This window comes from Algoriphagus sp. TR-M9, from assembly GCF_027594545.1.
Taxonomy (GTDB): domain Bacteria; phylum Bacteroidota; class Bacteroidia; order Cytophagales; family Cyclobacteriaceae; genus Algoriphagus; species Algoriphagus halophytocola.
Map to the genome: position 1 here is coordinate 1,073,232 of NZ_CP115160.1, position 12,863 is coordinate 1,086,094.

A 12,863-nucleotide genomic window follows, 5' to 3' on the forward strand; every position below is an offset into this window, starting at 1 on the left:
AGTTGATTTATGGGATTTGGTATACCTGGGTCTGGACTATCCTCCCGTAATGGTCTATCCAACGAACCGCAAGATACTCGGTATTTAGACTTTTTACTTCTAGCGTTCTGGCACGCATGCCGCCTACCCACACCGGATGGATCTCCGAATCGGCCAATTGATCCAATTCGTTGGCACCTTGGATTAAGGCATATCGTATCGCCGGATCAAGCGGATTTGCCATACGAATGGTTGTCATTTCTGCATTGGCTTCCACAGAGAAGACTACCGGAGTATCGATTATCGCAGGGCTTTTCGGTTGAAATGAGGGGGGTAAAGTAGGTTCGTTATAGAGTTCTCTCTTCAGCAATTGAGCTATATCCTGGTTTTTGATTTTCATGGATTTAGCGGAGAAAAATGCATTTCCTTGTATCGTAGGTAAGGTGCGGGTATAGGAAATCTGCGAATTGATCTCGCGGGGATTGTCCCAGGCCTTGTCAGAATCTTCCCGGATTTTATAGGGGCCATTTCCGATATAAATATTTGTATTGTAGTGATTTCTGGCCCACCAGTCATTTAGAATTCTATGGGAGGCCAGCTTGTGATCCATGCTCCAGTACAGTTGAGGGATCATGTAATCTACCCAGCCATTTTTCATCCAAAGCAAGACATCAGCGTAGAGATCATCGTAGTTAGTCTGGCCGGCACGGGTAGGAGAGCCATTGGGATCTTTATCCTGATTTCTCCACACTCCAAAAGGGGATATTCCAAACTGAACCCAGGGTTTACTTTGCTTAATGGTCTGGTTCAGTGCCAATATCAATTGGTTGACATTTTCCCTCCTCCAGTCGTCCTGTGACTGACCCGGTTTCTTATACTTTTGATAAGTTGCATTATCCGGAAAATCCAGTCTCGGGACTTTATAGGGGTAAAAGTAATCGTCAAAGTGAATGGCATCTATATCGTAATTTTCTACGATTTCCTTGATTACAGCCAGCAAATGAGCTTTAACTTCGGGTAAGCCCGGATTGTAATAGTATTTCGTATCGTATTTCAGCATCCAATCCCGGTGAAGATGGTAATCATGATCCGGACTTAAATCTGAAGTGCTCAGGTTCATAGTAGCCCGGTACGGGTTGAGCCAGGCATGAAATTCCATCCCTCTGGCATGGGCTTCATTGATCATCCAAGTGAGGGGATTTTCAGTAGTATTGGGTGCTTTCCCCTGTTTTCCGGTGAGGTATTTGGACCAGGGTGCGAGATTACTGGGGTAAAATGCATCACCCGCTGTCCTGACTTGGACGATTACTGCGTTGAAGTTCAGGTTTTTGTAATAATCCAAAATCTCTATAAAATCACGCTTTTGCTTCTCATAGGCATCATCCGGAGATATCGGCCAGTCGATATTTGCCACAGTAGCGATCCATACTCCACGAAATTCTCTGGGCATCTCAGGCATCTGGTAGGATAGAGGCTGCAAAGCCACCGGCGCCATGGGCAGGTTTTTCACAGGAAGGTTAGCCCCAGTATCAGGACTGGGACTGCCATCTATTGCTCCAGAGGGCCGTTTGGTACTAGTGGCAGTCTTTTGGGATTTACAGGCAGAAAGGAGCAAGCCAAAAGCCAAGGCGATAAAGAGGTACCTTGAAAGGGATTTCATGGGGTAATAAGTTGGTTGTTGATTGGTGATCAGAGTGTCGGTACAGGTTTCAAATTTAGGTCTTCCAGATTTTCTCGAAGTTTTCTCATGAAAGCATCTCCTGGGTCTGTTTTGATGGTGCGATAGTCAGGGTCTGATTCTTTCCAAAGATCAGTGCTCTGGAAATTTTGATATTCGTGATGCCCAATCACATAGTCGATTTGGTATTTACTTTTCAGGTATCGCACGAGTTCTTCATTAGCTTTTAACTGCAGCTTAGTGAGCGGCATGTCATCACTGCCTATGTTTTCCACTCCTATGGCCAGGTAATTTAATCCGATGGTGTGTCTGGCAAAAGTAGTGTCAGGCAATAGTCTAAAAATCGTGCCGTCCCGGTCGATCAAAAACTGACTGGACACATTTAAGTTGCTCGCTCCGGTCAGATCTGCTCTACCGGCCAACGTGGGAGGATCGAAGACATCAAAAGTCACTTCTATGTTGTCAATTGCCGTCCAGTGAATGACCACCATTTTGGGGGAAATGGAAGCAGTCTCTTGGTCTAGTCCATGCCTTTCTTTCAGGTATTTCAAAGAGAGTGCTTCGCGATCTTGGTTCCAGGTGATGGGCTTGTCTATAATCCTAAAGGTGGATTTTGGGCTGCAGGACATTTGAAAAAGCGTAAATCCGAGTAAGAAAAGGCTGGTTTTGGACGTACAGAACTTCATGGTTACAATGATTTTTTGCTGCGAAAGCTGAGATTGGGAGGGGATTTAGTACAGCTAAACTACCTAGAAAAATGCAGGATAAGGAAGGAATTCTAGCAATTTTTTGCTGGATATTTCAATTTGATTATTGTTTTGCAAGTTTTTGCTGTTTTTGTTAGCTTTCCCAACTCAACCACCTTCTCCCGATGCTTAAAGAAGAAAGACACAAGTATATTTTAGACCAGGTCCACCTGCATCACCGGGTACTATTGAATGATTTGTCAGAAGCATTGAATGTCTCCATAGACACAGTTCGTAGGGATGTGAAGGAATTGGACAAGGAGAAAAAGCTGAAAAAGGTACATGGGGGCGCTACTTCATTTGGCTTTATGACCTTCACTAAAGATGACGGGAATATTTACCTGAAGTCGAAAAAGATATCGATCGCAGAGAAAACGGTTTCTTTGCTCTCGGATGGCCAGGTCATCCTGATGAGTGGGGGGACGACGAATTTGGAGGTGGCCAAATTGATTCCGAAAAAGCTGGTACTGACGGTATTTACCCCAAGTTTACATGTGGCGATGGCATTGCTGGAGCATGAAAATGTGGAGGTTATTTTTCTGGGAGGCAAGTTACTTCACGACGCGAAGTTTGCGGTAGGAGGGATGGTAGTGAATGCACTTTCCCAGCTTCGGGTGGACATGTGTATTTTGGGGACGGGCTATTTGGATGCGAAATTTGGATTGACGGAGTTTGACTGGGAGGTGATTCAGGTGAAGCAGGCGATGATACGAGCAGCCAAAAAGACGGTGATTCTGTCAGTTTCGGATAAGCTACACTCCGTTCAGAAATACAAAACCTGTGATATGACGGCAGTTCATACTTTGGTTACAGAACTTGAACCATCCGATCCATTGCTCGATTCGTTTAGGCCACTTGAGTTAATGTTGGTTTGAGCATGGTTACCTACTTTGGAATCTATAGGTCATAGCTTGCCTTTGCTGGCTAGACAGGTTTGAGTTTTTCTAGCTGCGAAATGCGCTGGGTATTTAGTGGTTATGAAAGTAAAAAAGCTTCCCATTTCTGAGAAGCCTTTCATTTATTAATTGTCTTTTTTCTTTGGGTGCTTGTCCTCATCGTGTGCACCGTCTTTGCAGCATTCGTCAAGCTTTGCGTAAGCTTTTGGGTCGCGTTTCAGAGAGTCGGCATTGTATCCTACCATTGTGATTCTCTTTCTAAGCTTGTCCGGGTCTGTTTTGGAGTCCAAGTATGCGATATTCAGTACCTTGGTTTCCAGGTCCAGATTGACCGACTTCACACCTTTTTCAAAAGTAAGATCCCTTTCTAGGGTTTCCTTACACATTTCACAAATTGCTGATGTTTTGATGCCTATGGTTTTCACTTGGGCTTGGGCAGCAAATGCAAAAGCAGCGATAATTAAGGTTAAGGTTAATTTTTTCATCTGTTTATTAGTTAAGAATTCTTAGTTGATTTTGTAGCGGATACCTGTGTAAATTACCCTTCCTGCTATTGGTCCCCAGGTCATGGAGGCGTCGAAGTTCTCCCCGAAAGGGTTTTCAGGATCTATAATTGGATTTGATTGTTTGAAATTCAAGATGTTTTCACCTCCAAGGTAAATGCTCCCCCAGCGGAAACCTCGACTTACCTGGGCATTTAGCATGAAGAAATCAGGGGATTCGCTTGGTTGCTGAAATTCTACCGGGCTTTCACTGGTGTTTGGAATCCGCATCGGTCCATTCCAGTTCAGGGTCATATCAGCCTTCCATTTATCATAGTTGGTGGCATAAGCCAAATTCATAAAGAACCGGTCACGACTTTGAAGGGGGATTTGCTGAAGGAGTCCATTGGTAGTCATCATCATTTCATAATGTTTGTAAGCTGCTTTGGCATCCAGTCTCTCGGTAATAGGAAAGCTAGCCTCGATTTGGAAACTGTTTGCAAATGATCCTTTATGGAGGTTATTGATGACTAGCAGGTCAGCACTGATGTCCCGGTCATACACTAGCTGATTGATAAAATCTGTGTAGAAATAATCGGCCACAATACTCAGTGGGCGATCATCTACAGTGAAATTTCCAGCCAGACTGACTCCTGTATTCCAGGTTTCTTCAGGCTTGAGTTCAGCATTGAAGACTAACTCTCTGGCTGAAATCCAAACCGAACTGTTTTCCATCAGGGCATTGGGCGTTCTGTATCCTTTTCCCACTGAGCCCCTTAGCGTCCAGTTTGGGATAAATTCCCATCTGGCGTGAACTCTAGGTGTGAAATAGGTACCAAAGAGATTGTGAAAGTCCGTTCTAGCCCCGGCTACGATGGTGACTTCCTCATTTGGGATAAAGTTGTATTCAAAGAATAAACCCGGAACTTTCTCAGTGCGGTACATGGCCGTGTCCAGACCAGAGGGTGTGTTGGAGTTAAAGGTCTCTTCATAATCATCGTATAGAAAACTCACTCCCGTTTTGTACTGGTGAAAGCTTGATCCCAAGATGTTTTGGTAAATGAAATTACCATAGGCTGTCTTTTCAATTCCGCTGTAAAGTCTTCTGCCAGCTCCACCCTTGAAATCCTGATAGGAAAGGGAGTACTGCAAGCCCCAGCTTTGAGTAGGCTTATTGGGATAGATCATTCCGAGTTTTCCGAATATTTCAGCTTTTCTGGTATCCATCTCATAGCCATATACATCGCTGGTGCTGAGGTCGGAATTGAAGTCAAATCCCTTTTGACCTCCTGCATTATCTGACATGAATAAGTTGATCCCGATTTGGGCCATAAGTCGATCGCCCTCATACTTGTACCGATTGAGGAAATTCAGCTGGCGGGATTTGGGGATATCCATGAACTCATCGTCATTTCCATCTATTTCAGAACTCAGTTGGCTGGCATGAAAGAGTACTCCGGAACTCCATTTTTCAGATAATGAAATCTGATGATTGGCATTCACTTCCATTCTGCCAAAGGAATTGAGGTAAGCGTTCAAGTACCACTTATCCATGGATTCTGGTTTGAACAAATCCACATTGATCTGTCCTGTCATGGATTCATAGCCATTGATGACCGTTCCCGCACCCTTGCCTACATCTATGGACTGGATCCAGGTGCCGGGCACAAAGGTCAATCCTAGCCTGGAGTTAAGCCCTCGGATATTGGGAATCCCTTCACGGCTGATCAATACATACCGTCCATCCAGACCCATCATTTGGATCATTTTGGTCCCGGTAACTGCATCGGCGTAGGATACATCCACAGAGGCATTGGTTTCGAAACTCTCTGAAAGATTGCAGCAGGCTGCTTTTTGGAGTTCGTTTTCGGTAATCAGGATATTGAGAAAAGGCGCCTCATCGACCACCGATTCAGATCCTGCCCGTACAGTCACACCTTCTAGAGTATCCCCACTTTCCTCTAGGGTGATGAGCATTTGCTGGTCAAATAGCGGAGCAAGGGTGTCAGGTTCGTATCCTAGATAGGAGACTACCAGTAGGTCAGAGTCCGCCACTTGATCAAGGTGAAATAGACCTTCCAGATTCGTTACCGTGCCCTGGGCTTTATCTAAAATTTTAATGCTGGCCCCGATGAGAGGCTCATTGGATGTAGATTGAACCTTACCTTGAATACTGTTTTGAGCCAGTGCCAAGGAAGAAATCGTCAAACATCCTATAAATAGAATTATTGATTTCATTTTATAACTGCTTGTAATATAATTGATTAGGTTTCGCTAAAGCGAATAAAAATCAAGCAGTTTCTAAATCAAGAAAGATTGGTAGAGTATAGTAAGATCCGGAGTAGGTTTGTCCGGGAAGAGGTATTCGCTACGGGTAAGTTCTTCGTCTTCCCACTGAATGCCGGGAATAGTCAGCACATAGGCCAAAAGAAAATCAGGTGACAACTGAGTTTGAAACTGTGCCTTACCGAAATAATCGTCGGAATCCGAAGAAGCATATTCATCTGTACAGCAATCGGTATCTGGAATATTCGCCGAATCTGTCCCACAGCAATCTGTCTTTTCCGGAGCAATAGTCACCGCTGCACTTTTCAATTCATCCCCACAGTAATGCGCTGCCAAAGTCAGATTGACTTGGCCTGCCAAGAAAAACAGGAGCATTAAGGATGAGAGAATTGATTTCATAGCTTTTGCAAAGGTCGTTAATTTGAAGCTAAAAGAAAAACCTACCTTCCTTACGAATGAAAAGGAGGTAGGTTTAGCTTTTCAGCAAAGTAAATTATTCGGCGCCACTAGGAGGTGTGAATTTTACTACCGAATTTGAAATGGGTTCCACAGTTTTCAAATAGGCATAAATAGCCTTGAGGTCTTCTTCCTTCATCCCTGCATACATGACCCAGGGCATGATGGAGTTGAATTCGCCAGGAGCCACCTGAGGCAAGTGGTATCCTGAATCCAAATACTGCTTGAATCTACCGACAAACAATTCCTCTGTCCAATTTCCTATTCCATTCTCCACATGTTGAGTGATGTTAGAAGAACGAACCACGGAACCATCCGGCGAGGCAAATTCACGTCCCCCAGAAAATTCCTGACCTGCTAGGATCACACCCTGCGCATCCACAGGGGTATGGCACTCCACACAAGACGCCGCATTGGTGAGGTATTTTCCATAGGCTACCTGATCGGTTTTGGCAGGTTTGTCCATGGGGGTGGCATCTTTGGGAATGGTCTTGAGGATAATATTAACCGGAAAGTCCGCTTTGGATTCGGGGACTTCATTTTCAATAGGTTCCAGTGTGCGGATATAGGCTATGATGTCATAAATGTCCTCGGGGTCCATTTTTCCATAATACGCATATGGCATCAGGGGAAACATCGCTCTGCCTTCATTGGTGACCCCTGTAGTAATCAATCGGAACAATTCTCCGTCAGTATAATCCGAAATCCCCGCAGGCGTAATGTTTTTGGCATAAAACACACCGGGGAAGCCCATGTTTTGGTCAAACCTATCTCCTCCCTGACCCAAAGTACCGGGTGTAATCGGCCCGGAAAACTGAGAAAAGTCTCTCACTGAATGACAATCCACGCAGACAGTCACATGATTGGCTAGGTATGCTCCCCGAGCTACCCGGTCCGGACTTATATCAACCGTCAGGTCAGGGGCAGGTTGGACTTTTGGGAAAGCGAAATTGACGTATGCTATTCCTATTAGGCCTAATACAATTAGGGTTCCGATGAGGTAGGCGAAAACTTTAATTAGTTTTTTCATAAAAATTAAAAATAGATCTTGGAAAAGGTAAATTTATTTTTTCAAATACAAAATTGTATATGTGAAAATATCCTTTCGATTAATGAAAAATTAAATATTATCTTGATATAATCTATATTTGGCTTTGATTCAATTGGTTAGGTACTGAATTCATTTAGAAAAGAGCGTGCTGGATTATGGGGGAGGCGGTAGTTATTTTTGAAATACCAAGTGATCAAACTAAACTGAGATAGGGTTGATTTTTGATCTGAAGTGGGGGAGCTCCTTGTCAAGCTTTACAGCCATTATAATCAAAGCAGCTGTTCATTTAACCTGCTTTTAACAGATAATTTTTACAGCCTTTGTCAGGAATTTGCTGAAAAATTTACAGCTTTAATTTTAAATGAATCCGCCAATATGTATAGGTACCTACAGGCACTTTCCATCTTATTTCTATTTTTTTATTCCTGTGATTTGTTTTCACAAGGGTTGGATTCCCAGGAGGAAAGGCCAAAAATTGGTTTAGTATTGAGTGGTGGCGGCGCAAAAGGGATTGCGCACGTTGGGGTTTTGAAATCCTTAGAGCAAGCTGGGATCAGACCGGATTACATTGTAGGTACCAGTATGGGGGCAGTAGTAGGTGGGCTTTATTCCCTAGGCTACAGCGCCGATGAGCTAGAGCAGATTATACAGCGTATTGATTGGGGTTTATTGATTTCAAACCGGGTTGATTTTAAATACATAGCTTTTGAGGAAAAGGAATATTATAACCGCTACCTACTAGAGTTTCCTATTGTCAAGGGAAAAATAGCCTTTCCTTCCGGATTGATCCAAGGTCAGGTCCTCTCCGATATTTTGCATTATTATACCTGGCCGGCAAATTCTTATGAGACTTTTGATGATTTCCCAATTCCATTTCGCTGCGTTGCTACGGATATCCGAACGGGTCAGCCTATGATCTTTGACCGGGGGTATTTGCAGGATGCATTACGCTCCAGTATAGCTATTCCTACCGTTTTTTCGGCTTTTGAATTAGATAGTACTTCAGTAGTAGATGGGGGTGTAGTGAATAATTTTCCAGTTGATATAGTTCGAGGAATGGGAGCTGATGTGGTAATTGGGGTAAATGTCAGCGATGAAGACTTCAAAGAAGTAGATGATTTGGGCGGTTTTGGAGGGATATTAATGCAGATCGCGATGGCTCCTTCACTGAGCATTACCAAAGAAAACATTGAGGCTACCGATATTTATATCAAGCCTGATCTGGAGGGCTATTCCACAGGTAGTTTCAGTGCTTATAACGAGATTCTGGAACTGGGTAAAAAGACCGGCGAAAAATACTTTGCTCAATTTAAAGCTTTGGCTGATAGCCTGGAAAGAAAAGATGTGATTCCTGGTCTGTCTTTCCAAACGGACTCCATTCAAATCAATAGGATTGAAATCCTTGGCAATAACCTATTCTCCACAGACTTAATCCGCTCCAAAATGAATATCAATGAAGGGGAGTATGTGACAAGAGATGAACTGGAAACTGCAGTGCATGGCATTTATGGGATGAATGGTTTCTACAAGGTGGATTATCGTCTGACTCCTTTGGGGATCAATAGCTATGAAATATTGGTGCGTATCAAAGAAAAGCCAAGCACCTTGTTGAGTACGGCTATTCATTATGACAACCAATTTTCAGCAGGGATTCTGCTTAATTTTACGGCCAGGGAAGTGCTGGGGCACAACTCAAGAACAGTGGTACTTGCTGATGTTTCCGAAAATCCTAAGTTCAGATTTGACTACTATAAATATACTGGGACCAATAAAAAGTTTGCATTTAATTTAAGGGCAAACTACCTGAGACAGGAGCTGCCTTCCTATATAGAAGGTAAGGAAAGTGATGTTCAGATCGGTCAAAACACTAGGGTTGAAGCCCAAATGATTTCTACCAATTCATTGAAGCAGGCATTCTATATTGGCGGAGTATTCGACGCGTCAAAATCTAAATACAGGTTCCTATCCAGTTCATTTGATGAGGTCAGAAATGGGCGGCAAACCTATTTTGGAGGACGTTTTAAGTATTACAGAAATTCCCAGAATGACAGAAATTATCCCACTAAAGGGGCAGAAGCTCTATTGGAAACTACTTTGCACTTTAAAGACTGGCTGAACTTTAAGCTGAACCCTGGGGTAGATACTATCTATTTAGATACAGATGAGGGAGAATTGCCCATTTCTAAAGAGGTTTTTGATTCATTTATAGAAGAGCTGGTACCTAATTCTTACCTATCCACCTATGGCAAATACTCAAAATTCATCAGGATAAGTTCCAAACTGCAGATTCGTCCCGAGCTCGCTGCCGGCCTTACCTTGTCTTCAGAAGAATCAGATAAGGTGTTTAGCGATTTCTTCGTTGGAGGGTATCAAAATGTGCGATTTAATGACACGCAGTTTTGGGGTCTTAATTATGCGGAAGTACAAACCCCAAATTTCATAAAGTTTGGTGCTGGCATCCAGTATATTCCGCTTAACAAAATTTACCTGAGGGCTGGGGCAAACCTATTGGGCTATAGTGATCAGGTTTCATTTACAGATCCGGAATTTTTCAATAAGATTTACCAGCAGGATAGCTATTTTGGGTATGGGCTGGATATCTCCTACCAGTCGATTTTAGGCCCCATCAGTGCAGGAATAGGTGGGAATAACAAGGATAAAGCGCTTAGAAGTTATATATCCATCGGTTTCTCATTTAACTACTCCGATCGCTAAAAAAAAGCCGCTGCCATGTGATTTTTGGCAACGGCTTTTCGAAATCAATCAGCGTTTAGTATGGAATCAACCAGTGCATCAATATCCCGGAGATGGTTCCGGACTATCCCAGCTCCATATTTGGAGCTTGCAGCTCTAGCTGCAGTCTGGATAGATTTCAGCTCAGCTCTGGCGGCCGCACTCACATCGGATCGGCTTCTTTCATCTTGGCTCATCAAGGATGCTAGCCGCTCCACATGAGCACGCTGTAGGTTTCTACGGAAAGCATCTATTGCTTGTGTTCCGGATAACTCCGACCAGACTCCTTTTCTAAGGTCAGCCATCATCTGAGTCATAGAGTAGGCTTCGTTACCATTCAAAGCTTCATTTTCTATCATACGCTCCAGTCTGTCCATTCTGAGAACATTATTTAGTATTCTGGACTGCAAGCTTTTAACAGCACTTACTGCTCCGCTAGGCTCTATGTTGCTTAGGATTTCCTTTTGCAAAAGCCATTCAGGTGTGGTAAATACATTTTCATTGAGGAAGTTCATGGATTCTACTTGCTCAGCCTTAGGGGTAGGTGTGTAAGTGACTCCATCCTGGTCGGTGGTTTTAAATTCCTCATATACCCCTCCGATGTTAGTTACTACGTGGTTTGCATATCTGGACCAAACTCCTATCAATTCTCCATAAAGCTCTTCTAGGTCACCATAACCTTCACCTTCGGTGGCAGTCCATGCAGCTAGGTTTGGAGCAACAATTTTTAGGTTAGCCAGTCCGTAAGTACTTGCTTTCACAGGATCATCACCTACCGATTCGGTTTGGGAGCTAGGGTCAAAAGAATTGCTGCCGCCAAAGAGGTACATCGGGTCTCCGGCTTTTTCAGCGATCCAGCTGTTGAGGATTGGCTTTTCTTCTTCGGGTGAATTAGCATTTGGAATATATCTATATCCCCAGTTTACCGCATAATTGTCGTAAGGACCTAGCATTCGTACCCAGCGTACGCCTTCGTCTCCAGGCTGAGCCACATAATTGTATCTGGTGTAGTCCATAATAGTGGCTGCCAGTCCCCATTTTTGGGTGAAAGTGGCAGATCGCAAGGAGTCAGTAGGGTATGCGTAGGAAGCCTTCATGTTATGTGGCAATCCGATAGCATGTCCGATTTCATGTGAAATCACTCTTCTCATCATTTCCCCGATTTCTTCATCCGGAGTATTCAGCGTTCTGGCAGAAGGATTGGCAGCGCCAGTTTCCAACAGGTAGCGGTTTCTATAAGATCTCAGGTGATTGTGATACCATACGATATCACTTTCTATGATTTCACCTGATCTAGGGTCAGATACACTTGGTCCCATGGCATTTCGGGTAGTGGTGGCTACATAGCGGACTGTAGAATACCTGGCATCTTCCGGGCTCCAGTCAGGATCCTCTTCGGGTGTGGGAGCATCTTTGGCGATGATGGCATTCTTGAAGCCAGCTGCTTCAAAGGCTACCTGCCAGTCTTCTATCCCCTGGCGAAAGTATTTTCTCCACTTTTGAGGGGTGGCAGGATCCAAGTAGTAGACGATTGGTTTGACTGGCTCTACTAGTTCTCCTCTCGCATAGGCCTCTGGGTCTTTAGGCTCCAGCCTCCATCTTCGGATATAGGTTTTCTCATCAGATTTCAATGCTTCAGACCCATAATCGATTTGCCTGATGGTAAACCAGCCCACACGCTGATCATATAACCTAGGCTGCATAGGCTGTTCTGGTAACAAATACATGGATTGACTCATTTCCATAGAAATAGTGCCCGCCCGGCCGTTTGAAGGTGGGGCTGCTGCATTGTAAGTCATGTCATGCCGAACTTCTACATTTTCCGGGTAGCTGGCCATTCTACTGATAAAACTTCTGCTTTTGTCCAGATTACGAACTTGATATTGCTTCCTCATGGAGGTGGAGAGCCCACTCAGTGCAGGTATATCCGAAAGGAAAAGATCGGTGACCTCAATGAGTGCGGCGGTAGAATCAGGGTTGAAGGCTTCGATTTTGAAGGTTGCCAAGATCGGATCGTAGTTATTCGCTTCTACAGAAAGATGTATAGGAAGGCTGTCCGCGGCCACATTTCTGAAAGAAATAGAGCGAAGGTGAATGCTGTTTTGAACTCTGGACCAGCGAACCACCTGCTCGTTTGACTTAGAGCCGGCTGTGGTATATCCTCCTCCTAGGCCAGCAGCAAGTTTAGAAATTCTACTCACCAAAAGCATATCATCGTTCAGTAGTTCAAATGGCACTTCGTAGTAGCTCTTTTCTCCTACTTTGTGAATAGTGAAAAGACCTTCATCTGTAATGGCCTCACTGGTTACGATTTCCTTGTAGTCTTTGAAGGGACCTTTTTTAGCTTTTTGTGTGGTAGGTGCAGGCTCTGCATTTTTTTTATTTTTCTTTTGGGCAAAGCTTGCGATGCTCAGCATCAAAAAGAAAATGGTAAAAAGAGTAGTTGTTTTTCTCATGTTTCACATGCTATTGGTGTGTGCCTCGAAAGTACCGGAGATGATGAAATTAAAAAAGGAGTCATTTTTGGTGACTCCTTTTTTATAGATGAAGGGTAAG

9 protein-coding genes are annotated in these 12,863 nt (G+C 43.8%); 2 read left to right on the forward strand and 7 right to left on the reverse strand.

All coding sequences use genetic code 11. From position 1 onward, the window contains the following. Positions 1 to 7 precede the first annotated feature (7 nt). Both PBT90_RS04860 and PBT90_RS04865 read right to left on the reverse strand, forming a co-directional pair. On the reverse strand, positions 8 to 1,639 hold the full coding sequence (locus PBT90_RS04860; protein ID WP_264809273.1) for a glycoside hydrolase family 10 protein: 1,632 nt from the start codon (positions 1,637 to 1,639) through the stop codon (positions 8 to 10). A 29-nt stretch (positions 1,640 to 1,668) separates the two neighbouring features. After that, entirely contained in the window at positions 1,669 to 2,343 is a 675-nt protein-coding gene (locus PBT90_RS04865) for an N-acetylmuramoyl-L-alanine amidase (protein ID WP_264809274.1), read from the reverse strand. A 185-nt stretch (positions 2,344 to 2,528) separates the two neighbouring features. On the opposite strand from PBT90_RS04865, the gene PBT90_RS04870 reads away from it, so the two are divergent. After that, a complete protein-coding gene (locus PBT90_RS04870) occupies positions 2,529 to 3,278 on the forward strand; it encodes a DeoR/GlpR family DNA-binding transcription regulator (RefSeq protein WP_264809275.1) in 750 nt (249 codons plus the stop codon). A 146-nt stretch (positions 3,279 to 3,424) separates the two neighbouring features. Here the strand turns inward: PBT90_RS04870 and PBT90_RS04875 are convergent, their stop codons facing one another. The 4 genes from PBT90_RS04875 to PBT90_RS04890 form a co-directional block, all read right to left on the reverse strand. After that, positions 3,425 to 3,784, reverse strand: coding sequence for a heavy-metal-associated domain-containing protein (locus PBT90_RS04875; protein ID WP_264809276.1), 360 nt, complete (start codon positions 3,782 to 3,784; stop codon positions 3,425 to 3,427). 21 nt (positions 3,785 to 3,805) lie between these two features. Next, a complete protein-coding gene (locus PBT90_RS04880) occupies positions 3,806 to 6,019 on the reverse strand; it encodes a TonB-dependent receptor plug domain-containing protein (RefSeq protein WP_264809277.1) in 2,214 nt (737 codons plus the stop codon). Between the two features lie 63 nt (positions 6,020 to 6,082). Beyond that, positions 6,083 to 6,466, reverse strand: a complete 384-nt coding sequence (locus PBT90_RS04885; protein WP_264809278.1) for an HYC_CC_PP family protein — start codon at positions 6,464 to 6,466, stop codon at positions 6,083 to 6,085. 94 nt (positions 6,467 to 6,560) lie between these two features. After that, positions 6,561 to 7,553, reverse strand: a complete 993-nt coding sequence (locus PBT90_RS04890; RefSeq protein WP_264809279.1) for a c-type cytochrome — start codon at positions 7,551 to 7,553, stop codon at positions 6,561 to 6,563. Between the two features lie 396 nt (positions 7,554 to 7,949). Here PBT90_RS04890 and PBT90_RS04895 point away from each other — a divergent pair, with 396 nt between their 5' ends. Continuing rightward, positions 7,950 to 10,289, forward strand: coding sequence for a patatin-like phospholipase family protein (locus tag PBT90_RS04895; RefSeq protein ID WP_264809280.1), 2,340 nt, complete (start codon positions 7,950 to 7,952; stop codon positions 10,287 to 10,289). Positions 10,290 to 10,333: 44 nt separating this feature from the next. Here the strand turns inward: PBT90_RS04895 and PBT90_RS04900 are convergent, their stop codons facing one another. After that, the gene (locus tag PBT90_RS04900) at positions 10,334 to 12,763 is read right to left on the reverse strand and encodes a zinc-dependent metalloprotease (RefSeq protein ID WP_264809281.1); all 2,430 of its coding nucleotides are present in this window, start codon (positions 12,761 to 12,763) and stop codon (positions 10,334 to 10,336) included. Positions 12,764 to 12,863 lie beyond the last annotated feature (100 nt).